This is a genomic window from Paenibacillus typhae, assembly GCF_900099765.1.
In the GTDB taxonomy this organism is placed as follows: domain Bacteria; phylum Bacillota; class Bacilli; order Paenibacillales; family Paenibacillaceae; genus Paenibacillus_AQ; species Paenibacillus_AQ typhae.
The window spans coordinates 140,524-166,150 of record NZ_FNDX01000009.1 but is presented as its reverse complement, the minus strand read 5'-3'; the positions used below and the strand labels follow the sequence as shown (position 1 = coordinate 166,150).

The window sequence follows — 25,627 nt, the reverse complement described above, 5'->3', positions numbered from 1 at the left end:
TATAGGATATAAAAGGATATTAGTATCTTATAATAAAATATGAAACAGGTGGACAATTATGGAGAGCATGATGGTATTCTGCGCGGTGGATGATACGATTCAGCTGCCGCTGTACGCTACGACGATCGGATACTGGGAGCATCAGGAAGAAACCGCCCGTCCTGCCGGATTTCCCGATTACCAGCTGCATCAGGTGCTGAGCGGCAAAGGTGAGCTGACAGTCGGAGAGAAGCGGTATGTGGTCGGACCCGGAGAGATATTCTTCACTTTCCCCGATATTCCTCATTCCTACACACCAATCAGCCGGGAATGGGAGCTGGCGTGGATATCTTTTAACGGGAGAGAGGCGGGAGGTATGCTTTCTTATGCAGGTATCCGTGAGACAGGAGTCCGGAGATTAAGGGATATTGAGCTGTTGGTTCCGTTTCAGGAGCTGCTTAAGCTGCCGGATGCCAATGATCTGGACAACAATCTGGAGCGTTCCAAACTGCTGTATGCGATGCTGCTCGACCTGAAGCGGAATCTCCCGCCTGCCAGCGAGGAGGATGAGCTGGTGCGGATCAAGCCGGTGCTGGAGCATATTGAGCTTCATCTGCACAGGGCGCTGCCCTTGAAGGAGCTGGCAGAGGTGATTTCCGTTTCGCCGCAATACCTGTGCCGGCTGTTTCAGCGGACGGTTCATGACCGGCCGGTGACCTATATCAACAAGCAGCGCATTAACCGCAGCAAGCAGCTGATGTTCCAGCATCGGGAGAAAAAGCTGTATGAGATTGCCCAGCTGACCGGGTTCGAGAATGCGAGTTACTTCTGCGCAGTATTCAAGCGTTTGACCGGGATGCAGCCGGAGCAGTTCAAACAGCTGCACGGGCTGGATACATGATAGCAGGGAAAAGGCACGTTCCGCATAGTCCGGGGTGGACAGCAGAGCGTGCCTAAGCATATTAGAGAAACTGAAGCAGGCCAAATATTGTGGAAAATGCTCCGATCCAGATGCCTACAGCCCCCCTGAATGTCATAAGACTGATATAACTGCTGCTGGGCTCGGAATCTCCTTTTACCTTCCAGGCCTCACTCATTTTCCAGGCATAGTCAGGGTGCTTGCGGATATATAAGCCAAATACGATCGATCCAATGCCAAAGATAAGCAATATTATTCCAAGGGCCATACCATCAGCTCCTTTCAACGGTTATATGGATAAATTATACACTACGATGCAACAAAAAGACTTGCTTTAAATACCTGTTCCGGTTATCGTAGACATAAAGAGTCTGCAATAGCTTTTTAAAATCGTGGACATAATAACTCCGGGAAGGGTGTTTAATATGAATACTAAAGTAGATGTGATTATTATCGGCGGGGGTCCGGCGGGTCTAAATGCGGCATTAGTTCTGGGACGGGCCCGGAAATCCGTTATTGTCATTGACGATCTGCAGCCAAGGAATATTGTTACCCGTGAGACACACGGCTTCCTTACAAGGGATGGAGTAAGTCCAAGAGAGTTCCGCAAGGCGGCGCATGAAGAACTGGAGGCTTATCCATCAGTGAGCCGTGTCAGTGATACCGCTGCAGCGGTTACGAAGAACGAGGATGATTTTGAAATTACGACGGTCTCAGGCGCGATGTATTCTAGTAAGAAACTGCTTTTTGCTGTTGGGAAAAAAGATCTTCCGCTGTCCGTTGACGGACTCGCTGAGGTCTATGGCACAAGCGCCTTTGTCTGCCCATATTGTGACGGCTGGGAGCTCCGGGACAAAAAGCTTATCCTTATTGTGGATGGAACCCACGCACTGCATCTGGCTAAAGTAATCTCCGGCTGGACGAAAGATTACAGCATTTGTACCAACGGGCCGGCGGAATTGACGGATGAAGATCGAGGGGAGCTGACGCGGCATGGGGTGCTGGTGCATGAACCAGCAATAAGAACAATAGAATCAAAGGCGGGAATGGTGCAGCAGGTGGTTTTGGAGGATGGAACCCGGCTTCCGTGTGAGGGGATTTTCTTCGCTCCCAAGCTGACAAGTGGCTCGGATCTCCCGCTGGCTTTGGGCTGCGAAATGACCGAGACGGGCAGCATCCTCACAGATGAATACGGCAAAACAAACATTTCCGGGGTTTTCTCTGCCGGTGATGCCGCTTCTGAAAAGTATCAGGCCATTGCCGCAGCTGCTTCCGGCGCACTGACTGCTATTATGATTAACGGTGAGCTGAACGGGGAGGCCTGGGAAGCGAATGTGACCGTGGAATAGTGCAGTATGGAAGTCTAAATCTACTGTTGGTTAGTATATGGCCGCTTATATATTCTGCCGGTAAAATGGATTTATCTGCAGAACAATCCTGTAATGCTGGAGGGAAATCAATGCGGGCGGCAACTGGAATCATAAATACCGCAAGGTTGAAGCTAAGACCATTTACGATGGAAGATGCCCCGGGTATGCATGCTAACTGGATCAATGACAAAGATATCCAAGAAAATTACGGCGAACCTGTTTATAGTAGTATAGCTTCAGTAGAGGAGTTACTGTACAAATGGGTGTTGTCCTATAAAAAAAGTGACTTTTACCGCTGGGCAATCATTCTTAAAGATCATGAGGATTGTATTGGACAAATTGCCTTCTGTCAGGTTGACATGGATCATCGTCTTGCAGAAATTGAATATTGTATCGGACGATCCTATCAGAATAATGGGTATGCCACTGAGGCTTTAACAGCAGTAATACAGTATACCTTTACCCATACTTCACTGCACCGGCTGCAGGCATATCACCGCGGGAAGAATGCGGTATCTGGAAAGGTGATGCAGAAAGCTCACATGCAGTATGAAGGTACACATAAAGAAAGTTACTATTATAACGATACTGGAGAATACGATGATAAGCATTACTACGGAATCGTAAAAGGAGCTATATGATTGTCAAAAAAAAAAGAGCAGCCCCCGGCTGCTCTTTGACTTATTCACCGTAGATTAACCACCTAACCAGCAGGTTATCAGCGGTTAACAGAGCAGGCCATTCCTTGTCTGGAGCAAATTTGAACAGTATATGAGGATACTGTACTATTTAATGTAATTATTAATAGAGTAGACCGGGCAGCCTCACTGCCGATATTGCTGTGTAAAGGAGCAGGTAATGCTATGGATTATTCAATGGAACCTATTATTGAGGAAATGAAGCAGGAAATAGACAAGTGGATCGCATTTATCAACGATAAAGACGCTGAGAAAATTGTAAAACGCACTACGCTGCAGGTCGGCATTCACGGGTACGCGCTCCTTAAATATGAGGGTGGCAGAGTGGATGTGACGGATTACCCGCTGGATTTATCTGTGCCGGGCAAAAGCAGGCTGAGTACCGGCGGCGGGCTTACAGAGGAGCAGGTGCGGGAGCAGATTGTGCCTGAGCTTGCCCGTCATATGCAGCATAGATTAAGTTCACTCCCTCAGGCCGTGCTGGATTACCGGTTTGATTTTGAAGGGAACTTCCAAGTCGTCAACGGCGGCACTGTTAAAGTGCCCATTCTCAAATATGTGGACGAAGCGAAGAAGCAGCAGCTGCTGGACCGGATCGGCTCTTATATCTCCAGCAAGCTCGAAGCCGGCAAATATCCTACCAAACCGTTAGAAACGTTTTTTTTAGCCCGGCATCTGCTGGATGAAGAATTGTTTCCCGTCTTGGATTCCGGCAGAATCATTGGACTGTATGAGCGGATACAAGTGCTGAATAAGGGAAGCAAACATCTTGCAGAGCACCGCAATACACTGACCGTGGCTCTAAGGAATTGGGTTGAGGAGCAGTGGCTGCCCCGATACTTTGAGAATACAGGCAGCGAATGGGAGAAGGAATATACGAGGAAGAGCGGTGCAGTGCTGGAGCAGAGCGGGAGCGGGCAAGAAGCTGTAGAGCTGGTGATCTATGGCGCAGTAAGCATCCTCAGATATGAGCCTTCCTACAGCAGAAGTACCGGTCTCACCTTCCTGAATTGCGTGACCGCACTCGGCAGCACCCGGGCTGACCGGCTAATCCGGGAGGGCAGCGGAGCCTTGGCTGAGGATGTTACCCGACTGAAGACTGAGCTGGTGGAAGGTATAGCTAATGATGTGTTTGCTGAGGTAAGTATCCATATGAAGCAGGAGTCAGGGGAGAGCTACGGTCAGGCGCTCCGGTTCCTCATAACGCTGCTTAAACAGGGTTTTCCAAAAAGCTATCAGATTAAGCTGAAATCCGCAGTTAAAAGCTGGTTGCCGGTCAAGGGACTGGCCAAGTCGGGCACGCACCGTTTTTTTGCGAATGCGCTTGAGTACCCTGAGGTCCACCCGTTGCTGGAAGAGTACGCAAGGGCTGCCATGGAAACCTTCGAATGGTATACAGATACGGAAGGGGAGAAGTGCTGCATGCCGGGCAGCTACGCGGTCTTTGGCCTTGGTCTCTCGGACCGCACATATTTCCCGGTGGTCAGAGAATACATGGAAAAGGTAGACGTTGAACATCAGTCGGTCCAGAATGGGTTCACAGCGGCATTGTATGGGCATTACGGCATTAACACGGAGACTCTTCCAGTACTCGTGACGTGTATGCTGTATAGTACGGATTCATTAAAGCTAAAGCTGATGAAAGAGCTGGAGGATGAAAAGCTGCTCAGACTGCTGCTCTCTCAGGTCCGCGGCCTCCAGTACTACCAGTCGGAACATCTTGTGTACCTCATTTGGGGCGGTAAGGACAAGCTGAAGAAGCTTGCTGACAAGGCTGAAGGGGATAAGAAGCAGGTTTTTGAAGAGCTGATGCAAGCCTGCAGACGCGGCTAACTAAAGACCCTTCAGATTGTGAAGCATCCTGGTGAGCATTTCTGTCATCAGATTTATTTCTTGCTCGCTGAAGCTGTTAAGCAGCTGCCGGATGAATTCGGTCCGTTCCTTGTTAAAGTTTACAATATGGCTCCGGCCTTCCTCGGTCAGCCGCACAAAAGTCACCCGCTGATCTTCCGGGTTGCGTCTTCTGGTCACCATGCCTTCGGCCTCAAGCTGCTTCAAGTGGCGGGTAATTGCAGCACTGTCGATGTGAATGGCCTTTTGCAGGTTACTCTGGGTCACCTCATCCGCGAGATATAGCTGATATAGAAGATCGTACCTCGAAGAGCCGATGCCGGTACAGCGCTCGAACTTCGGGCTGAGCTCATTGCCCATTTTTTTGAGCAGGTACAATACAGCCTCTTGTTCCATTGAACAATTCATGATGTTCCCTCCTTGATGTGATGTTAAAAGAAGACGGAGCTGTTCTCCGTCTTCTGCAATAGTTATTCATGTAAGCAGATTATGTTTACCTTAAGCCCAAACCGTTGTTTGGTCAACTGGCAGACGGTAAGAATTGAAGCCTTCACTGGCAGCCTTACCGATGGTAAGCAGCATCACCGGCAGATAGCGCTGCTTGTCCAATCCGAAGGCTTCAGCGATCTGGTCCTTCTCATAGCCGCCGATCGGATTCGTGTCGTACCCGTGCGAACGCGCCACCAGCATCAGCTGCATGGACACCAGTCCGGCATCGAGCAGAATAATATCGCGCATATCTTGATCGCTAATTTGTGAATACAGCGGCTTAAAGGCATTCAGCTGATAATCTTTCACTTCTTGCGGCATATAGCCGAGCTCCACAGCTTTGCCATAAATTTCTTCTGCGTAATCGAAATTGTTCATGTCGCCAAAGACTGCAATGACAGCAGAGGCCTGCAGAACTTTGTCCTTATTGAAACGCGAGAGGGGAGCGAGCTTTTGCTTGCCTTCTTCACTGTCAATTACCAGGAAGCGCCATGGCTGCATATTGATAGACGAGGGAGCCGTACTGGCTTCCTTCAGAATTTCTGTCATTTCTTCTCTGCTGATTTTCACAGAGGGATCATAGGTTTTGATGGACCGGCGTCCATATACGATCTCATTAAAATCATTGGTTTGCTGGAATTCTTTCATGCTGGTTCTCTCCTTGAATTTTGTATTTTTATTTGATCCATCAATAATTGAGGGGTCAACTATTTATATATTCAATATATTTCAGATTCGCTGCGAATGCAATAGGAATGATATTACATCTGCGCTATCGAATGGTCTGTTCATATCTTTTGCTTGTTCAGTCCGGTTAAACCAAGCGTTTGCTTCAGCTGATCCAGATCCACTGAGAAGTCCGCAAATCCCGAAAAACGGTCCTGTACCGTTTCGTCAGCCTGCCCGTACATCATATAGTAATCAAGTTTGTTGTGGTTGCTGATCATCCAGTAAGTAGGCACTACATGCCGTCTATGAAAAATTTCGACAACAACGGTTCCCTTCATGCAAAAAGCAAGATTGGACAAGCCTGCACCATGCGGCGAAACAATCGCTTCGGCGGAAGCAAACAGCTGAATTTGCTGGGCTACGGTCCAATCCTCCATACGTACAGGAACGAAGCCGTATGACTCCAGACAATGGATTACTTCGTTCTCATTGATGATCCGGCGGGAAGAGACTTTACTCCGGGAGATAAAAATACGGCCCGGAGAATGGAGCGTGGTGTCTCGTCCCGGCAGCATAAACTTTCGCAGGGTAGAAGTGGCCCAAGGCGGGTAATGGGAGTTCATCAACAGCGAAGGCGCTACCAGCAGTTCGGCCTGAATTTGCCGGTCATCTCCAGTGCAAATTACGGACGATTCTGCTATTCCAAACATAGTTAAAGTCTGCTCTACGAAAGTCCCATAAGGATTCGGGTTCATAATGAGGTTTTGAAAAGGGATGTTTAGTATTCTAAGCATACCCAGACGCGGCAGCACATCATATAACCAATGAAAATAATTAGGACTCCCGCAAAAGGTCAATGCAGCAGCCGTCCCCTGAAGGTCGTAATGCTCCCGGGCTTTCTGGCAGTGCAAAGCCGGGTGTTCCTCCGCTGTCAGCATTCTGTTAAGGTGTCCATCGTATTCCGGAGAAAGGTCGTAGATCAGTTTATCTTCCGATGTCAGGATTGAACCAGAGGGCCCCCAGACGCGCCCATTTGGAATGTAAGCAATATATCCGCCTTCGGGTTGAAGGGTATAGGATTTCAAGTACGGGTGAACTTCCGTTTTAACCGTTTTGGGGGCTTCATATACAGCGGTTTCGCCAAAATCAAAAGAACCAAGCCTGATCTCGTCTCCGGAGGAAGACGAAGCATGACATTCCCATACGTCTTGGTAAAACCCGGATGCACATCGATTTGTGCCTGCCGGGTTAGCCTTTCCGCTCATTTCTTCCATTATTCATCCCGCCATCTCCCTGTTATCTTGAAGTTATTTTATGCGGTCCGGGCTTAACGGGGACGAACACGGAAAAAATAGGCGGCACTCAGTTAACCCGGCTTATTCTGCGTAGATAAACTGTTCCACTATCCCCGCAGTCACATCAAGCTCAGGACTCGAGTTGTCAATGACCGTTACTTTACCTTCCGGCAGCGGCCAGGCGATTGTTCGGGGGCTGAAGGCGGAGCGGAACTGCTCCCAGTTCCGGAACTTCCAGTCGTCGAGCGGAGAGTTACGGCCGGCAATCCGCTCACGAAACAGCTCTTCGTCCTTCAAGGTGACCAGCACCACCTTCACTTCAACCTCCTGCAAGGTCATGCCGATCCGCTGCAGCTCAGCCTCAATCCATTCCGGATCGGCAGCCTCCTTGGTGAAGGGTCCAACGACATAAAGATCGGCAGAGAGTCCGATGTTATCGAGTGCGGCATCCATAGTAATCCGGTAACCCAAATTGCGGCAGAGCTTTTTATATTCGTCCGAATCCCGGTCATCCGGGTCAAGTCCGTGCATGGTCATTATTGCCGTGGCGGCAGGGCGTAACAGGATATCCATATCCAGTACCGCCGCCTTACGGCGGGAAGCCACGGCTTTGGCCAAGGTTGTTTTGCCGGCGCCGCCAGGACCGAGAAAAAAGACAAGCTTGTTCATCATCAATTCTCCTTTATAGTTGTCATAAGTGTACAGTAAGCGGATTCTGGCCTTTTACCAGTATAGTTCATTGCCCGGTTATCTTGTATAATTACAAAAGTAAATCGTTCAAGATGGAGGCAATGGGCAAATGAAGATTAGACAGATAGAAAAAACGGACAACCGTTTCATTGAACAAATCATCAGAGAATGTCTGATCGAATTTGGCGGCAACCGTGAAGGCCTCGCCTGGGCTGATGACAGCATGCATGATCTCTACAGCTATTACAACTCTGCTGATAACCGGGCATACTGGATTGTTGAGGAGAATGGTCAGGTGCTGGGCGGCTGCGGAATTGCACCTTTTGCAGAGTCGGATGAGGTTTGTGAGCTGCAAAAGATGTATCTTGCCAGCGCCACCAGAGGAACCGGTATTGCGGCTGAGCTGCTGAAGACTGCGCTGGATTTTGCCGCTCTGCATTATAAGCAATGTTATCTGGAAACCTTGCAGACGATGGGGGCAGCGAACAGGTTTTATCAGAAGCACGGCTTCACTATGCTCGCAGAGCCGCTGGCCGGATCTGAGCATTTCGCCTGTGATGCCTGGTATATAAAAGCGCTTGAAAAGCATAATTAGCTAGAGGGAGGCGTTGAGCGTGCAATTTCCGGTTGTCAATGACAAGCTTGCTGCCCAAATCCGGCAATCCGAAATAGATTTCCTCGCTTCCAGAATAGAGTCCATTGCGGAACGGGATGGAAATCCGGAGGGTGTTGAGATCAGAAGCTTTGGGAAAGCGACTGCTTTTTACATAAGGACTATGCCCTGGAGCCTATTTAATTCGGTAAAAGGGTTAACAGCTGCTGAAGAGGATCAGATAGGAGAATGGGTCCGGTTCTATCGTGAACGGGATCGGGACTTCCAGGTTGATGTTGATCCGTATCATTGCAGTCCCAGACTGCTCGCAGCGTTAAGAGCTAACGGTCTGGGCCAGACAGCATTTCATTCTGTGTTATACGGTTTGCCTCTACCAGAACCGCCAACCCCGCCGTCCAATATTGAAATTATTGAAATCCGGGAACAGACTCACTTTGACGCTTATGCTGAAATACATTGTCTCGGCTCAGGCATGCCGCTGTCTGCCAAGCCTCATTTTATTAACAATAACATCGGATTGCTTAACAGGAGTGGATGGAAGCTGTTCCTGGCACTTCTTGATAATGTACCTGCCGGGGTAGCGGCAATGCATATCGGCGGTAACGTTGCTTCATGCGCGCTGGCAGCGACTGCACCTGATTTCCGCAACCGCGGCATACAGACTGCACTGCTTCGGCACAGATTAAACGCCGCCCATGAAGCAGGCTGCAGGTTAGTTGCTGCACAAGCCGCTTTTGGATCGGTTAGCCAGAACAATATGGAGCGGACAGGCTTCCGGATCGCCTGGACACGCTCGATCTGGAGTCTAATCTAATATACAAGCATGAATAGGAGCTGCCTATGAGAAAACCGGTCATCGCCGTAGATATGGATGATACTATCTGTCATCTGGTCAAACGGGCTATTTACCATAACAATAATGATTTCCCGACACATCTCCTCCGCTATGAGGATATGATCGACTGGAATACAGACCATTTACGCCACCCCGACAGTACACAGGAGCTCTTTTTCGGGAGGCCCGGGCTGTATGAGGAGCTGGAGCTGTTCGACGAGCATGTGGTGGAGGAAATGGAAAAGCTGCACAACGCCTATGATGTCATAATCGTTACTGCGGCTTCACCAAAGTCCGTTACTGAAAAATGGAACTGGCTGCAGAAGCATATGCCGTTCATTCCGGCCGAAAATTTCTTTACGGCCAAGCGGAAGCATCTGATTAATTTTGATCTGCTGATCGACGACGGGCCGCATAATCTGCTCCCTGCTGTTCAGGAAGGCAAAAAAGTGCTGTGCATCCCGCATCCGTGGAATCTAAGAGCAAGGGAGGAGTATGCGTTTCCGCTGATGACGTCCTGGAAGGGGGCGAAGGAGCGGATTGATGAGCTGCTGCTGATGGAGCGTTAATCCGCTGACCCAAAAAACCTAAGGAACTCCTCCGTCTGACTGCCTTTATCCAACGGACATTCAGGCATAGAGGAGTTTTTTGCATTCAGAGATTAATAGACTGGCAAGCTGTCAGCCACTTGAAGATCAGGTTCTTGTCTCTGGTAAAAGCGGCTGAAGCTGCCCCCGTAATCCCGCATTTAGCTTAGCCTGCCGCTCTCGGTAATTCTGCCGTCCTCCATAAACCAAATTTCGTCATATTGCTCAAGCAGCTCATCATTCAAATTGTGCGTAATCGTGATTAGCGTGAGATCCGGCAGGGCTAGCAGGCTGCTCTCAATCTCATAGGCAGTCTGCCTGTCAACTGCAGATGTTCCTTCATCCAGAATCAGGATCGGCTTGCTGCGGATCAGTGCCCGGGCCACAGCAACCCGCTGGCGCTGGCCGCCTGAGAGCCGGGAACCATTTTCGCCGACTGCAGTGGATAGTCCGTCCGGCAGCTGCCGGACGTAGGAATACAGGCTGCTGCTGCGGAGTGCCGCTTCCAGCACCGATTTCGGAAACGGTTCATCCAGACAGATATTGTGTTTAATGTCTGAGTCGAATAGAAATACATTCTGATGAATCATTGATGTTAAAAGAAGCATGGATTCGCTGTCTAGCGCTGATTGCTCGGTACCGTCCAAAGAGACAGAACCGTCATAATCTTCGTAATACCCGCTGAGCAGCTTAACGAGCGTTGATTTGCCACAGCCGCTTGGTCCGATTAAGGCGATTTTTTGTCCTTTGTGCAGCCTGAAATTTATATCCTTGAGGACGGGTTGACCCTGGTGATAGCTAAAGCTGAGCCGGCGCACTTCTAAAGAATGTTCAAACACTGGTTTAGGCTGTTCTGATTCCGAAGGCTGTCCTGCTTCGCCAGCGAGCTGTTCAATGCGCTCAAGTATCGGTTTCATGCTTCTGATCTTGGGAACATTCTGCATGATAACGAGTACAGGACCGACCAGTCCGCCGCTTAGCTGGACCAGTGCAACCAGGCTGCCTGCGGAAATGTGACCGGTGATGATCAGGTAGGCGGCAACAAAGATGACGGTAAGCTGACTTAATATAGCCAATGCCTCGGATATGCTTTCATTAGCAGCAAATAACCGGTCCGCAGCAAAGCTGACAATGGCGGCATTTTGATTGGCCTGCTGAAATCCCTGTTCACTCTGCTTTTTAAGGCCAAAGGATCTGATCACTTCATATCCGGCCAGCAGATCTTTAATTTGTGCAGTGAACCGGGACATCTCGGAAGATACGGCATTGAGCCTGCTCTGCAGCAGCTTTCCGAACAGCGAAGGGATCGTGAACATCAGAATCATGCCGATCGCGAGAATAAGTGTAATAAGCGGGCTTAACGAGAGGAGAACAATAAGGGAGGCTATAAAAATAACAGCGTTTTGAAAGGTATGCAGGAGAGGCTGAAGGACATTTTCGATAACCAGCTTGATGTCATTGGTCAGTGCTGACAGATAGTCTGCGGTATTGGCCGCTTTGAAGTCAGCTGTTTTTTTGTAGAGCACACCTCGGAATATCCGTTCCCTGATCGACACAGTAACATTACGGACAAGAGCCTTACTGCATAGAGAATGGATGAAGCCGGTCAGGCAAAGCATCAGCACATAGATAATGGACACCAGCAGAATACGCTGGAAAAGCTGCAAATCTCCCTGGAGAGCGGCATCAATTACTTTTTGCAGAACAAGAGCAATCAGTACACCGGCGGCAGCGGCAATCATACTGAACAGCAGGGTTACAGCCAGAAGCACCTTGTTGCGGTTCAAAGCGTGTTTCATCTCTAAATCAGCTCCATGATTAGATTTCGGTATAATTTGTAAGATGAAGATAACATATAAATTATAATAAAGTCAAATATATTAGATTATCATCGAATTTATATGTATAAAAAAACTCCCCGCATTATGGTTACGGGAAGTCATTCATCCATTATAAAAGAAACTGTTGAAGATCTTCGATCAGCGCCTGCATGTTTTCTGTATGGAGATGATAATATACTCTGCCGTTGTTTTTCTCGACCCGGACCATTCCGCAGGCAAGCAGAACGTTCATATGATGAGACATCGTTGCTGCTGTCAGCCCCAGCTGGTCGGCAATCTCCAGATTGTATTTGGGACTTACCTTAAGTGAGGCAAGAATTTGTAATTTACTGTTATCGGCCAGCGCCTTCATCCTTAGCAGCAAAAGCTCCCTGGAATCAGAATACTGCTTGCTGGCAATCGGCAGCATATCTACGTATAACCCGTAATAAAGCTTGCCGGATAATACCATCTGGCCGAGCGGCAGGATGAGGGTAGGATAAACCTCCGGATTCTCATGATCTAACATGTCCACAAACTTAATAAACTGCTCATCCTGTTGCCGTTGAATGGACTGAACGTATGCAGGTATCAGCTTGTTGATCTGCTTCTCATTCTCTCGGCGGGCTTTTTCAAAAGCGGGCAGATTCATTTTTACAATTTCTATAAGGGAAAGGAGGTGTTCACGCGGCTGGTGCAGTAGCGTCATCAGCTTCCACTTTGTAGCTTCCTTCAGCGGACTGCCATTAAGAAAGCGGATCATTTCCTCCAAAGACTGAATGGACGACAGCTCAAGTTCACGGGGAGAATGACTTTGCATCGCTTGCATTTCGTTAATTGTCTTCAGGATTTTATCCTGAACGGCCGTCTCAGCTATGCCTTCCAGTGAAGTAAGCCAATCCGGATTTTCACTAAGCAATACCTGCAGAAGCAAGAAGAAGTCTGTTGTATCATCATTAAAAAAGAATACGGCGGTATCATCCGTTTTCCTGTGTCTGGCGAAGCTGCCGATGTATTTTTCCATGATTTTTAGGTGCTTGTTGTAAAAAGCTTCCCCATCCAGGCCAAATTGTTCAAGGTCTTCGACCATTATTTTCCGGTAAGACGGCTGATAGCTTACATATAATAATCCCATCGTTTCAAAAACCGGGTCGAGCTGTTCATGAATATGCAGTTTCATAGCGCCTCCGTCAATTCAGTGGTTTGGTACTCATCTAATTAATTATATTGTGGTGTAATTGGATTGGCAAGGTAGCGGGTCTGACACTGACACTGATACGGAGAAACGTCAAAAGAAAATAAAGTTCTGGATTGAAAAATAAAGTGTTAGACTAGGAAAATAAAGGTTTAGACTTCCAATGCTGCATTAAGATAACGGGCAGGTTAGTTTAATAACTTCGCGAATAATCTAAGTAAGGATTATTAGTTAAATTCGTAAATATGTTATTATTGAAATCCCTCAAGAGTCTAATAAACGATTTGAAAGTAGTGATTTAGTGAAACTAACTGCACTTGAATTCAAAATAGATCAGAGTCACATATTTTTGTCTAATGAACACAGTACTTTTATGACTGAATTTTTCATTGAAACAGCAGACCTCACTTTTCCGACTAGGAATTACAATGGTCTTCCAATTACAACTTTGAGATTTATGTTGAAAGAATTGAGGTTACTAATTTCAAAAAGTAATACAATATCGGAACGTCATGTATATTTTTATCCTGATACAAATAACTTCATAACATTTGAATTAGTTGACAATGAAGTTTTATCAATAAAATTAATTCAAAGGAATGTTAAGAATCACAAAAACATAATTCATTCAATATTTTCAAAGGAAGGAAAACTAATATCCAAGAATATTTATTGCAGGTTCAATGAAGTATTTACAAGTGTATATAAGTTATCTGAAACACTTGTTTTGGATTTGAAGGATCGTGAAGAAGTAGGGGGAGATTTATTTGTCTTGGAGGAACAACTGAGACTTTCTAAGACTTTATTTAATAAATTAACTAAGAACTAGAATCAATTTTGAGAGCAACTCAAGAAGTCGGGGGACTTAATATAACACCACATTTACGCTTCGAACCATTCGGCCCTCGGATCGAATCTAACATCATTACGCTAAGGGGAAACTATAGTTCAACCAGAACAGGGAGCAGGCTACCGCAGCGTTGCTCCCTGTTCCATTGAAGTAACAAAAGTTGAATAATATTTAGGATGACTGGATCGTTACATTGGATATTACTGGGGGGAGATGGGACAAGATCTAATAGAGGAAGTATTATCTCTATTGGATTTAGACCAATCGGACTACAAACTAATAGGCGGATACAATAACTGTTAAGATTTTGTAAGATTGTGTTGTTCGTGAACTGAAATCATTAGCTGAATCGGAATGGTTGGATTTCCTTCTTTCGAGGGGAGTTATCTCGGAGACAGCGATTATCATTGGTACGCTTATGATTTAGCGATTGTAATTTACCACACTACACAAGCAATAATAAAGAACGAAAGAAACGATTTCATAAGACGTTATATGAAGAATTTATGGAGGGATATGTTCGGGGGAACCCAGATACGAACTTCACTCAGGATATTGATTACTTTATTCAACTCAGACACCTATATTCTTTTACGTATCACTCCATCTATGCTGATAAGAGCCAATTAACGGAACAACAGCTAGAATACCTGAAGGAGATGGAGCTATCACTGATTAATGATGAGCCATATTTAAATTTTACGTTCAACTAACGGGCAGGATAGCGTGGCGGCCAATCAACAAATTAGTTGCTTACTCTCTATAGTTGGAAGGAAAGTCCTTTTCTGTCGCGAATTCATAAGACATGCCAAAGTTACGAATTTCGTAAAAAAATCGCGGTAGAACATTGGAACGAGCATTTTAATTATCTATATCTTCATGGAAAGGTGATTACGCATGAACCAAAGACCGTCTGAAGAAGAATACGCCGGGGACGTCAGCGAGTATATCCGGTTGGTACCGGAAGGCAGCATCATCGACATATTGCTCGCCCAAGAAAAGCAAATGACCGAGCTGCTGGCATCGTTGACCGAAAGCCAGAGCGCGTATCGGTATGAGGAAGGAAAATGGACGCTGAAAGAAGTCGTGGGCCACATCACAGACAGTGAACGCGTCATGACATACCGCCTGCTCCGATTTGCAAGAGGGGATCAGACACCTCTGTCCAGTTTCGACCAGGAATTGTTCATTCCTCCTTTCGGGAGCTGGACAACTGCGCAATTGGCCGAAGACTACCGGGCGGTACGGCAATCGACGATCACACTGCTGCGAGGGTTGCCGACGGAAGCTTGGTCTCGCAAGGGCACAGCCAACAACGTAAGAATTACTGCGCGCGCCCTCGCTTACGGCATCGCAGGACACGAACTTCATCACATGGGGGTCATCCGAGATCGTTACCTGAGTTAGTCGTCCTTACTTTATAGGACCCTTCCACCCAGTTCATAGACTGATATGAAGAGAGGACAAGACGGGTTGAAAAAACAGCGGCGTTTGGTTGCCGACTGGAGTTTTATCTGAAAATGAATGAATAGTAAATAATAATCTCTTACAAAACGTTAACCCAATGAAATCACCAAAGCAGCTGATCACGTCGATCGGTTGCTTTTGTTCATCTAAGGGCAGGATAGTTGAATGATTTCGCGAATAACTTAAGTCATGACGAATGTACGAAGTTCGCAAAAAAGACGTTAGCCGAAAGATGCTCTTAGTTTAGGAGGAGTCTATATGATATTAGAAAAAGTTATAAACAGAATTTCAATACAAAGTGAATATAAGGATTTAGTTGATAAGTATACAAATACTATACTTGCCGAATTTAAAGGTAAGATTCATAGCATTTATATGTGCGGCTCGATTCCAAAAGGAACTGCTAAACCTTTTAAGTCAGATGCAGACTTTACTATTGTATGTGTAAATCCGAAAGATATTGAATACGAAAGATTGTCAACTATTAAAGACAGGCTTTTGGAAGAATATCCAGTAGTAACTAAAATTGATACGATAATTTGCTCGATTGACGATGTATTAAGTAAACCGAATGAGTGGGGTTTTTGAGTAAAGATCATTTGTGTTTGCATATATGGTCTTGACGTTGGTGAAGAAGTACCACCGATAATTATTTCTCCAGCGTTCATTTTAGACTTGAATACCGAGACCAAGGAGGAAGTAGATCGTATACATAATTTACTTTCTAATGCTAGTGATAACACATTGAAAACTAGATATATTAAAGGTTACTCTAAGAGATTAATTCGTGCATTATACTCTTTGATTTTAGAGGATACGGGTGTATGGCAAGATGATATTTATAAGATGAAGAATGACATATTAAACTATTGTGAGATTGACTCCGCTTTAGTTGATTATCTGTATGCTTGTTACTTGGATAGTAATGTACTTGTTGAAGAGTTTTTGGGGATTGCAGATGAAGTATATAGCTATTTTGAGAACGCCTTAAATACTATGGCTGCTTCCAGAACTTCCTTCGGATAATTGTATTTTCCCTCGAACAGAAAGCTGATTGACAGACTCTTTGAGTGAGCGATATACTTACATAACTTAAACGTATAAGTTAAGTTATAATCCCTTTTAAAGGAGTGTACCGCATGGATTTAGCATCCTTTTATCATGAGCCCAAGGGGCCTTTCTCGTACGCCTACGATACTGAAACACTGCATATCCGCATCAAGACCAAAAAAGACGACTTGAAGTCAGTCACTGTACTGGCGATGGACCCGTTCAACTGGAAGCCGGTATCCAAAGATTCGCATGTCTATGCATTTGCCGTTGATATGATGCAGCGGGTTGAGATGAAAAAGGAATATGTTACCCGTTATCATGACTGCTGGTTTGCCGAGCTTACCGGGTTTAACTGGAGAAGAATTAAATATGCTTTTGTGCTGGATGACGGCAAGGAGTGCTGCTTCGCAGGCTGCCAGCGTTTTACGACGCTTGAGCGGGACTGGACTCCGCCTAAGGATTATACGAACTATTATAATTATCCGTACATTTTGGAGGAGGACCTGTATGCAGCGCCGGAATGGGTTCCCGATACTGTGTGGTATCAGATTTTTCCCGACCGGTTCAACCGAAGTGCCGCTGCTGCTCCTTCTGAAGAAATTCTGGAATGGGGCAGTGACCAGCTTGACGGCAACGGTAAAAAGTTTGGCGGTAATCTGCAGGGAATCAGCGAAAAGCTTGACTATATCCGCGATCTCGGCTGCACGGGAATCTATTTTACCCCCCTGTTTGATTCACCGAGCTCCCACAAGTATGATACAAGAGACTATTTCAAGATTGATCCGAGCTTCGGCGACAATGAAACGTTCGGTAGAATGGTGGAGGAAGCGCACAAGCGGGGCATTCGCGTGATGCTGGATGCGGTATTCAATCACTGCGGGTATGAGCATCCGTTCTGGCAGGATGTACTGAAGCATGGCCGACGTTCGCCATTTTATGACTATTTTTATATACTGGATGGAGATAAGGAGATTGTTCCGGACACGGAGCTGGCCGCCAGGGAAGGCTATTATTTCGGAGAGCACCTGAATTACCGCACCTTTGCCTATACAGAGATGATGCCGAAATGGAATACCGGAAATCCGGCTGCGCGTGAGTATCTGATCAGTGCAGCCGTCTACTGGACGGAGCGTTATCACATTGACGGCTGGAGGCTCGATGTGGCTAATGAGGTATCCCATGATTTCTGGCGGGAATTCCGCAAAAGAATCAAGGCTATCCGCAGTGATATCTATATCCTCGGGGAAAACTGGCTGTATTCCAATCCGTGGCTGCAGGGCGACCAGTTCGATGCGGTGATGAATTATGAATTCACCTGGCCGGTTACCCGTTTCTTCGGGACAAATGTCCCGGCGGAAGAACAGTATACTGCCGAGGATTTCCAGTATGCCATCAACCAGCTGCTCGTCAGCTATCCCAAGCATGTAGCCCGCAATATGTTCAATCCGCTGGACAGCCATGACACGGCGCGGATTCTGCATTTTTGCGGAGACAACACGGAGCTGGTCAAGCTGACTTATGTTTTTCAGCTGACGTACGGCGGTTCTCCGAGTATTTACTATGGCGGGGAAGTCGGGCTTAGCGGTGACGAGCATCATAACCGGCAGTGTATGCCCTGGAACCCGGAGGAGCAAAATCAGGATCTGTATGATACCGTACGCAGACTGATCGGACTACGGCGGCAGAACCCGCTTTTCAAAGAGATTGATTTGGAATGGCTGTCTGCCGGGGAAAGCGAAGAAACAGTGGTTTATAAAAAATCCGCCGGCGGCGCTACCCTGTACGTGCTGCTTCACAACTCGGCCGATGCTGCTGTTGTTAAGCTGCCATATGAGCTGCAAAACCGCAGGTTAACAGATTTGTATAACGGCCTGGAGCTGGCAACCGCTTCGGAAATCCGTATGGAGCCATATTCCTTCCTGCTGCTGGCAGACGGGGAGTAGGCAAGTTGAATATCAGTTGGAGGCAGATGCTATGACAGTCGATATTGTACCAGAGCTTTTGGAGCAAATGAAGATAAGGGTCAGCCGTGAGGACAACCGTGCCGTCTCTTTTACCAATAAAGAAGCTGCCTATTATTACACGCAATCCCATCTGAATGATCATCCCGAGCATGCTTATTTTGAGGGGATGAATGTGGCAAAAAACCGGATTTTCGGCGGATACACTTTATATGCAGACGGGCGGCTGCTCGATAATGAACGGGCTGAAGTTACAGTTAGTCCCTATTCAATGGTCCGCGCCCATGGCAGATTGACAGAGGAGCTGTGGCTGTTCGATTACCGGAATGTACTGGAGGTCATTGTTACAGGGGCAAGAACTGAGATAGGCATCTCCTTAAAGGGAGAAGCGCTGGAATATCTGAAGCTTGACGGGAAAACGGCATTGTTCAAAGCGATGGAGGGGGATTGGATCGTTGCCCTGCGTCCCGGAAAAGATCAGCCGGTTAGTGAAAAGGGCGGTGTCTTTCTGACAACGGCTGCGGCGGGAGGCTTTTTCATCGCTTGTGCCCGGACGGCTGAAGAAGCAGTCAAGCTGATAGAGGATACAGAGCGGCAGGCTGACGCATTAAAAGGAGAGCGTGTCCGGCGTTTGGCGGCATTTTTGCAGAATAATGTTTACCTGCGCAGCAGCAATGAGGAGCTGACTCTAGCACTGAACTGGATCAGTCTGACGATGGATCAGCTGGTGACCAGACAGCAGGGCGAGGGGATTTATGCCGGACTTCCGTGGTTCAACGAGTATTGGGGGCGTGACCAGTTTATAGCAATGCCAGGTGCAGTGCTGGTCAGCGGCCAGTTCGAAACGGCGAGGCAGATTCTTCTGTCTTTTGCGGAATATCAGAACAGGGATGCGGCTTCCAAATATTATGGGCGGGTCCCGAACATTCTGGCTCCTGAAAACATCGATTACCACACTACAGACGGCACACCGCGGTTTATCATCCAATTGCAGGATTATGTAAAATATTCCGGAGACACTGCGCTTATTGAACAGCTGTATCCGGCCGTGTGCAGCAGTATCGAGGGCTCGCTCCGGCATTGGGTGGACGATAAGGGCTATCTTACCCATGATGACAATGAGACATGGATGGATGCGCGGGATGCTGAGCTGAAATCATACTCTCCGCGTGATACCCGGGCCAATGATATTCAGGCGTTGTGGTACGGCCAGCTGCGGGCAGGGGTTTATTTTGCCGATTATATGCAGGATCAGGAGAAAGCGGAGCAGTGGGGACGTGTGGCTGACAGGCTGCAAAAGAATTTTGCTGCCGATTTCCGTGATCCGGCGTATCCGTATCTGGCTGACCGTCTGGATAAGGATGGCGTGCCGGAATTCTCGCTGCGCCCGAATCAGCTGTTTGCCTTTGACCTGTTCGATGACCGGGAATTCAAGGATACGGCTGTCCGCACGGCATGGGAGGAGCTGGTTTATCCTTGGGGCACGGCCTCACTGGACCGGCGTCACCCGTTCTTTCATCCGTTCCATCTGACGGAGCAGTATCATAAGGACGAAGCCTATCATAACGGTACCTTATGGACCTGGCTGAACGGCATTGCCATGCAGCGGATGATCGAAGCCGGTCAGGAGGAGACGGCCTATGAGCTGTTCAGCAATATGAACCGGCAGGCTCTGGAGCTTGGTGTAGTTGGCGGACTCAGCGAAAATCAGGATGCTTATCCGCAGGAGGGAGCAAGCCGCGCGAAGCTGACCGGCGCTTACCTGCAGGCCTGGTCAAACTCGGAGCAGCTGCGGGTATGGTATCAATATTTCCTGGGAATCCGCCCGGATCTGATTCTTGGGAAGGTTACGCTTGCCCCGCGGATGCCGCAGGAGCTGACCGATGTGCAGGTTCGGGTGAAGGCGGGGGAAGGTGCCATAGAGGCGGATTTTGCTGCCGCTGGCAGTGAGCAGCTGTACGTTTATCGTTTTGCAGGAGTAGAGCTGGCCGCCGTCGTCGATATCGTGCCGTTTGAGCCAGTGCAAATACCGGTGGCTGACGGCACTGAGCTGCGGATTAAGATTGCCGGGGAGAAGCTGATGGCCGAGCTGCTGGACGGGAACGGGCAGCTGGCAGGACAATGGGCAGCGGATGTGTCTGCTGACAGAGCCGCGCGGCAGCTTCAAAGCGGCCGGATCTTTGATGGAATACAGTTTGCGGAGCCGCTGGCTTTATCGGAACATCTCGTAATGGAGCGGCGGACAGTTGCGGCGGACGGAAAGACAGCCGCGTTGGAGAGAGAGACAGCTGCGTTGGATGGAAAGTCAGAGGAGTAAATATATTTGTGGGCAGGGTAAGTGATGGAGGCGCTGGAAGCGCTCAATAATGTTGAGCCGGTATGCCTGCTTGGAGACATAGAGGGAAATATCCCTTTATATTGGCTTGCCTGGGGTGAAAATGCTGATATAAAGGGATTTTTCCCATTAATGAGGTCCAGCTTGGGGTGAAAAGGTTGAAATAGTGGGATTTATCCCATTAAAGAGGCTCAGTTTGGGGTGAAAGTGCTGGAATAGTGGGATATTTCCCATTAAAGTGGCTCAGTATGGGGTGACCGAGCTTGAATAAGGGGATATTTCCCATTAATGAGGCCTAGTTTGGGGTGAAAGGGCTGGAATAGTGGGATTTTTCCCATTAAAGTGGCTCAGTATGGGGTGACCGAGCTTGAATAAGGGGATTTTTCCCATTAAAAAGGCCCAGTTTGGGGTGGAAAGGCTGAATCAAAGGGATTTATCCCTTTGATTCCAGCCCGGCTACCAGCCCATAGGCTCACCTACCGCTAAGTGGGCTCCCGCAACGCAGAAATGGGGTCTATGCACATCTAATAACACGTGTTATACTTTTGCCGAGGTGCTGATATGAGCAAAAAAAGAGTGACCAGCCACGATGTAGCCAAGCTGGCGGGCGTATCCCGCAGCCTTGTGTCCGCTGTGCTGAATGATACACCGGGGATCGGGGTAAGCGCCCAGACCCGGGAGGCGGTGCTGAACGCGATTGCAGAGCTGAACTATCATGTGGATGCCCAGGCACGCAGCATGAAGACCGGCCGCAGCATGACGCTGGCTGCATTCGGAGACACCGGACATCCGCTGTTTATGCGGCTGCTTGAAGGGATGCAGCGGGAATGCGAAGCACGCGGATACCACATTCTGCTCTGCTCACCGGGGGAACGAAGGCCGGGTGAAGCCAGGAGTGCGCTGCTGGACCTGTATCACCAGCGCAAGATAGACGGGATTGTAACGTTGGACAATACCAGCTACCGCAGTGCAGACTGGGCATCTAAAGTGCATGACGCCGGTGTTCCCTACGTTTCCGTCGAAGGATACGCAGAGACAGAAGGAGTCTACTCTGTGCTGGCAGACTATAGAGGCAGTGTTCTTACAGCACTGGATTATCTCTGCAGGGAGGAAGCAGCGTGTCAGTCGGGGCCGGTCTATGCGGAGGTACATCACGGGACAGACGGAAGACGGATCAACTGGTCCGAGAAAAACCGCCGCAATGCCTATAAAGATTGGTGCAGCAGCCATGGCTATCATCCGCAGATCCGGCGGATGGATGAATTAGAGGGCGCCCAAGGCTGGATCAGCTGGCTGACCGGGCTTCAGGCGCAGTCCGGCAACACATTGCCGCCGGTGCTGGTAAACTGGTCAAGTACAATTCCCGACCTCTACCGTGCTGCACGTCAGCTCAATCTAATCATAGGTGATACGCTGAAGGTTATGGCTGCGGATAATACTATCCAGGGTGACCGCCTGAGTGTTCCCCGGCTTAGCTGCGTTGAAATTCCGTATGTACGTATGGGAGAAGAGGCAGTTCGCTGCATCCTGAAGCAGCTGGAACAAGGGTCCGCTGGTGAGCCAGGCAAACTGTGGCTGCCGGCAGTGTTGAGACCTGGAGAGAGTGCATAAAGTTTGCTTTACTGAGCAAGAGAAACAGTGCTGATCAGGCTTGATAGGTTTATTAGGCTTACGAAAATCGTTATCCAAAAAGCGGACCCGGCCATCAGCCGGACCGCACTGGAAATGGCATAGCCCATAGTGGATTGCCTTTTCTTTTTAGCATATAACACGTGTTATATAAAGGAGGATGAAAGCGTTGTTTTGGACAGATGAGAAGCTTGATGCACGAATCGCCGAATTGGAGCGCTACCGGTACCGGGAGGCTATTGTCTTAACAGAATGGCTTGGACTTGAAGACGTTGAGGGAGCAAATGGCGTATACCCGCCGGAATTGAAGAAGGGCGATTCGTACCAGGTTGGTGATTACTGGACGGGAAGGGACATGTATCTCTGGCTGCACAGGATGGTAGAGGTACCGGCACATTGGCAGAACAAACGTATCGTCGGCTTGTTCGATTTCGGCCGTACGGGCGGCGGAAATAACAGCGGCTTCGAGTCTCTGCTGTTTCTGAACGGGAAGCCGTACCAGGGGGTGGACTCCAATCACCAGGAGGTTTTTCTGGAGCCGGAGACGGCCGGTACGGCAGTCAGCTTCACCTTCCGGCTATGGTCGGGCCTTGAAGGCGGCGGGCTGCCGGTGCCGCAGGAGCACCGGATCAAACGGGCGGAGCTCGCATGGCTTGATGAGGCAGCCGACAATCTGTATTACACCGGCCGGGCGATGCTGGCCGTATACCGGTCGCTGGGCGGCAGTGATCCGCTGAAGCAGGAGCTGCAGACCTTGCTGGACCGGGCCTTCCGCCTGCTGGACTGGTCAAGGCCGGGCAGCGAAGCTTTTTATGCTTCAGTCAGGGAAGCGGATGAGCAGCTGGCAGCGCGGCTTAAGGAGATGGAACAGAAGCATCCGGTAACGGTAACGGCTATAGGGCATACCCATATTGACGTTGCCTGGCTGTGGCGGCTGACGCATACCCGGGAGAAGGCGGCGCGCTCTTTTTCCACTGTGCTGAGATTAATGAAGCAATATCCGGAATATATTTTTCTGCAGACACAGCCTCAGCTGTACGATTACATCAAGCAGGATTACCCTGAGCTGTATGCGGAAATTTCCAGACGGGTCAGTGAAGGCCGCTGGGAAGCCGGCGGAGCGATGTGGCTGGAGGCAGACTGTAACCTGACGAGCGGCGAATCGCTGGTGCGTCAGATTTTGTACGGGACCACATTTTTCCGGGAAGAGTTCGGTGTGGAATGTAAGTATCTATGGCTGCCGGATGTGTTTGGCTACAGCTGGGCGCTGCCGCAGATTTTGCGCAAATCCGGTATAGATACGTTTATGACAACTAAGATCAGCTGGAGCCAGTATAACCGCATGCCGCATGATACGTTCCACTGGCGGGGGATGGACGGCAGCGAGGTGCTCGCCCACTTTATTACAACACCGGAAGGCCCGGAATCCAGCGCCTGGTATTATACCTACAACGGCTTAATGGAACCGTTTGCTGTTCAGGGCATTTGGGACTCCTACCGGGACAAAAACCTGAACCGCGAGCTGCTGCTGGCCTACGGATACGGGGACGGCGGCGGCGGGGTTAACCGGGAGCATCTGGAGATGCGGCGCCGGCTCGATGCCATACCGGGGGTGCCTAATGTGAAGCCGGGCCGGGCGGATGATTATTTTGAGCGTCTGAACGAGACCCTCCGCAGCACGGACCAGTATGTCCATACGTGGGATGGTGAACTATACCTTGAGTACCATAGAGGAACATATACCAGCCAGGCTTACAATAAAAAAATGAACCGCCGCCTGGAGCTGCTGTACCGTGAAGCGGAATGGCTTCAGGTGCTGCTGGCTGCCGAGTCGGGCAGCTTTGTGAGGTATCCAAAGCAGGAATTAGATGAGGGCTGGAAAATCATCCTGCGCAACCAGTTCCATGATATTATCCCGGGCTCCTCCATCCGTGAGGTCTACGAGGATTCGCGCGCCGAGTATGCGGAAGCAGAGGAAATTGGTAATCAGGCGGCCCGGGCAGCTGCAGAGGCCTTAACAGGTTTCTCCGATCAGGATACAGACAAAAAAGTGTATACGGTATTTAACGGGGCTTCCTTTGATCATACAGGACTGCTTACCGTGACTGCCGAAGATTCGGAGCACAGACAATGGCGGGATGAAAACGGTTCACTGCTGAACGCTCAGCAGCTGGGCAACGAATGGCTGATTGAAACGCCGGAGATTCCGATGCTGGCAACAGCAGTCATTAGTGCACATTTTACTGACCATGTTGAACCAGAAGCTCAAACGGACTCTTTTGTATGGGAAAACTCCATTCTGGCTACGCCCCATTATATTATGGAATGGAACGCCTCAGGCCAGCTATGCCGTCTGTATGACCGTGATGCTGACCGTGAGGTGCTCGCTCCGGGTGAATGCGGAAATGTGCTGCAGGTGTTCGAGGATAAGCCGAAGCAGTACGATGCCTGGGACATTGATCTGTACTATCAGGAGAAAAAACGGGAAATCACCGGACTTGTCTCCATCAAACTGGTTGAGTCAGGCCCGCTGGCAGCAGTGTTACAGTTTTCCTGGAAGTACATGGACTCCACGGTTATCCAGAAGGTGAAGGTGTATGCCGGAAGCCGCAGGATCGACTTTGAGACGTTGGTTGACTGGCATGAGCAGCATCAGCTGCTTAAGGTTGCTTTTCCGGTAAACGTCCGTTCGACAGAGGCCACTTATGATATCCAGTATGGTAATGTGAAGCGCCCGACCCACTGGAATACAAGCTGGGACTATGCGCGTTTTGAGAGTGTGGGGCATCAATGGGCGGATCTGTCGGAGCGGGGTTATGGAGTAAGCCTGCTTAATGACTGCAAGTACGGGTATGACATCAAGGATCATGTGATGCGCCTGTCGCTGATCAAGTCAGCAACCGCACCGGACTGGCAGGCCGACCAGGGTGAACACCGGTTCACGTACAGTCTGCTTCCGCATGAGGGGGACTGGGCAGAGGGCCGTACTGCAGAGGAAGCGTGGATGCTTAATAATCCTTTGCGGGCTGAACAGGGAAGATTCAACGGAGCAACAGGCAAATCGCTGTTCCGTACGGACGCTGCAGGAGTCGCCATCGATGCCGTCAAATGGTCTGAGCAGGGTGACAGCTGTGTGATCCGGCTGCATGAATTCTTCGGCGGCCGCCGGAAAGTCAAGCTTGGCAGCGGATATGCCGTCCATTCCTGGCAGCTGTGCGATCTCATGGAACGCCCTCAGGGAGGGGTTACCAGCGGCGGCGAAATTGAGCTTGAATTCAAGCCTTATGAAATTCATACCCTGCTTATCAAATTCTTTGAATAG

Annotated in this window: 21 protein-coding genes and 1 pseudogene; 15 read left to right on the top strand and 7 right to left on the bottom strand. The window is 48.9% G+C overall.

The genetic code is table 11. From position 1 onward, the window contains the following. The first annotated feature begins 58 nt into the window (after nt 1–58). Complete coding sequence (locus tag BLR64_RS10725) at nt 59–880, top strand: helix-turn-helix transcriptional regulator (protein ID WP_090714108.1); 822 nt, start codon at nt 59–61, stop codon at nt 878–880. A 61-nt stretch (nt 881–941) separates the two neighbouring features. On the opposite strand, the gene BLR64_RS10720 is transcribed toward BLR64_RS10725, so the two are convergent. After that, nucleotides 942–1,166, bottom strand: a complete 225-nt coding sequence (locus tag BLR64_RS10720) for a DUF6199 family natural product biosynthesis protein (protein ID WP_090714107.1) — start codon at nt 1,164–1,166, stop codon at nt 942–944. Between the two features lie 157 nt (nt 1,167–1,323). Between BLR64_RS10720 and BLR64_RS10715 the strand changes: the two genes are divergently transcribed. The 3 genes from BLR64_RS10715 to BLR64_RS10705 all read left to right on the top strand — a co-directional run bounded on the left by BLR64_RS10715 (nt 1,324) and on the right by BLR64_RS10705 (nt 4,799). Continuing rightward, on the top strand, nt 1,324–2,247 hold the full coding sequence (locus BLR64_RS10715) for an NAD(P)/FAD-dependent oxidoreductase (RefSeq protein WP_090714106.1): 924 nt from the start codon (nt 1,324–1,326) through the stop codon (nt 2,245–2,247). Between the two features lie 110 nt (nt 2,248–2,357). Beyond that, nucleotides 2,358–2,909: a GNAT family N-acetyltransferase gene (locus BLR64_RS10710; protein ID WP_090714105.1), complete on the top strand. Its 552-nt coding sequence runs from the start codon at nt 2,358–2,360 to the stop codon at nt 2,907–2,909. Between the two features lie 222 nt (nt 2,910–3,131). Further along, nucleotides 3,132–4,799: a DUF6138 family protein gene (locus tag BLR64_RS10705; protein WP_090714104.1), complete on the top strand. Its 1,668-nt coding sequence runs from the start codon at nt 3,132–3,134 to the stop codon at nt 4,797–4,799. On the opposite strand, the gene BLR64_RS10700 is transcribed toward BLR64_RS10705, so the two are convergent. The 4 genes from BLR64_RS10700 to BLR64_RS10685 all read right to left on the bottom strand — a co-directional run bounded on the left by BLR64_RS10700 (nt 4,800) and on the right by BLR64_RS10685 (nt 7,939). Further along, nucleotides 4,800–5,225 carry a MarR family winged helix-turn-helix transcriptional regulator gene (locus BLR64_RS10700; RefSeq protein WP_090714103.1) on the bottom strand — a complete coding sequence of 142 codons (426 nt, stop codon included), beginning with the start codon at nt 5,223–5,225 and terminating at the stop codon, nt 4,800–4,802. Nucleotides 5,226–5,315: 90 nt separating this feature from the next. Next, the gene (locus BLR64_RS10695; RefSeq protein ID WP_090714102.1) at nt 5,316–5,954 is read right to left on the bottom strand and encodes a nitroreductase family protein; all 639 of its coding nucleotides are present in this window, start codon (nt 5,952–5,954) and stop codon (nt 5,316–5,318) included. A gap of 140 nt (nt 5,955–6,094) precedes the next feature. Further along, nucleotides 6,095–6,913, bottom strand: a complete 819-nt coding sequence (locus BLR64_RS30775; protein ID WP_279615461.1) for a glycosyltransferase family 61 protein — start codon at nt 6,911–6,913, stop codon at nt 6,095–6,097. Between the two features lie 438 nt (nt 6,914–7,351). Beyond that, entirely contained in the window at nt 7,352–7,939 is a 588-nt protein-coding gene (locus BLR64_RS10685) for a P-loop nucleotide/nucleoside kinase family protein (RefSeq protein ID WP_090714100.1), read from the bottom strand. Nucleotides 7,940–8,069: 130 nt separating this feature from the next. Here BLR64_RS10685 and BLR64_RS10680 point away from each other — a divergent pair, with 130 nt between their 5' ends. The 3 genes from BLR64_RS10680 to BLR64_RS10670 are packed head-to-tail and all read left to right on the top strand — an operon-like array spanning nt 8,070 to nt 9,977. After that, nucleotides 8,070–8,555, top strand: coding sequence for a GNAT family N-acetyltransferase (locus BLR64_RS10680; protein WP_090714099.1), 486 nt, complete (start codon nt 8,070–8,072; stop codon nt 8,553–8,555). A 19-nt stretch (nt 8,556–8,574) separates the two neighbouring features. After that, nucleotides 8,575–9,387: a GNAT family N-acetyltransferase gene (locus tag BLR64_RS10675; RefSeq protein ID WP_090714098.1), complete on the top strand. Its 813-nt coding sequence runs from the start codon at nt 8,575–8,577 to the stop codon at nt 9,385–9,387. 26 nt (nt 9,388–9,413) lie between these two features. Then, entirely contained in the window at nt 9,414–9,977 is a 564-nt protein-coding gene (locus tag BLR64_RS10670) for a 5' nucleotidase, NT5C type (RefSeq protein WP_090714097.1), read from the top strand. 179 nt (nt 9,978–10,156) lie between these two features. Here BLR64_RS10670 and BLR64_RS10665 read toward each other — a convergent pair whose 3' ends face one another. Next, the gene (locus BLR64_RS10665) at nt 10,157–11,794 is read right to left on the bottom strand and encodes an ABC transporter ATP-binding protein (protein WP_090714096.1); all 1,638 of its coding nucleotides are present in this window, start codon (nt 11,792–11,794) and stop codon (nt 10,157–10,159) included. A gap of 151 nt (nt 11,795–11,945) precedes the next feature. Next, entirely contained in the window at nt 11,946–12,995 is a 1,050-nt protein-coding gene (locus BLR64_RS10660; RefSeq protein ID WP_090714095.1) for an ArsR/SmtB family transcription factor, read from the bottom strand. A gap of 316 nt (nt 12,996–13,311) precedes the next feature. On the opposite strand from BLR64_RS10660, the gene BLR64_RS10655 reads away from it, so the two are divergent. The 8 genes and pseudogenes from BLR64_RS10655 (at nt 13,312) to BLR64_RS10620 (ending at nt 25,627) form a co-directional block, all read left to right on the top strand. Further along, the gene (locus tag BLR64_RS10655; protein ID WP_090714094.1) at nt 13,312–13,839 is read left to right on the top strand and encodes a hypothetical protein; all 528 of its coding nucleotides are present in this window, start codon (nt 13,312–13,314) and stop codon (nt 13,837–13,839) included. 918 nt (nt 13,840–14,757) lie between these two features. Further along, nucleotides 14,758–15,267, top strand: coding sequence for a DinB family protein (locus tag BLR64_RS10645; protein ID WP_090714092.1), 510 nt, complete (start codon nt 14,758–14,760; stop codon nt 15,265–15,267). Nucleotides 15,268–15,585: 318 nt separating this feature from the next. Beyond that, nucleotides 15,586–16,353 (top strand): annotated as a pseudogene (locus tag BLR64_RS10640) (nucleotidyltransferase domain-containing protein). A 113-nt stretch (nt 16,354–16,466) separates the two neighbouring features. Beyond that, complete coding sequence (locus BLR64_RS10635) at nt 16,467–18,323, top strand: glycoside hydrolase family 13 protein (protein WP_090714091.1); 1,857 nt, start codon at nt 16,467–16,469, stop codon at nt 18,321–18,323. Between the two features lie 31 nt (nt 18,324–18,354). Then, a complete protein-coding gene (locus BLR64_RS10630; RefSeq protein ID WP_090714090.1) occupies nt 18,355–20,658 on the top strand; it encodes an amylo-alpha-1,6-glucosidase in 2,304 nt (767 codons plus the stop codon). Between the two features lie 24 nt (nt 20,659–20,682). Beyond that, nucleotides 20,683–20,829 (top strand): hypothetical protein, encoded by a 147-nt coding sequence (locus BLR64_RS30280; RefSeq protein WP_167360647.1) that lies wholly within the window; start codon nt 20,683–20,685, stop codon nt 20,827–20,829. Between the two features lie 408 nt (nt 20,830–21,237). Beyond that, a complete protein-coding gene (locus BLR64_RS10625; protein WP_090714089.1) occupies nt 21,238–22,287 on the top strand; it encodes a LacI family DNA-binding transcriptional regulator in 1,050 nt (349 codons plus the stop codon). Between the two features lie 187 nt (nt 22,288–22,474). Then, nucleotides 22,475–25,627 carry an alpha-mannosidase gene (locus BLR64_RS10620; RefSeq protein ID WP_090714088.1) on the top strand — a complete coding sequence of 1,051 codons (3,153 nt, stop codon included), beginning with the start codon at nt 22,475–22,477 and terminating at the stop codon, nt 25,625–25,627.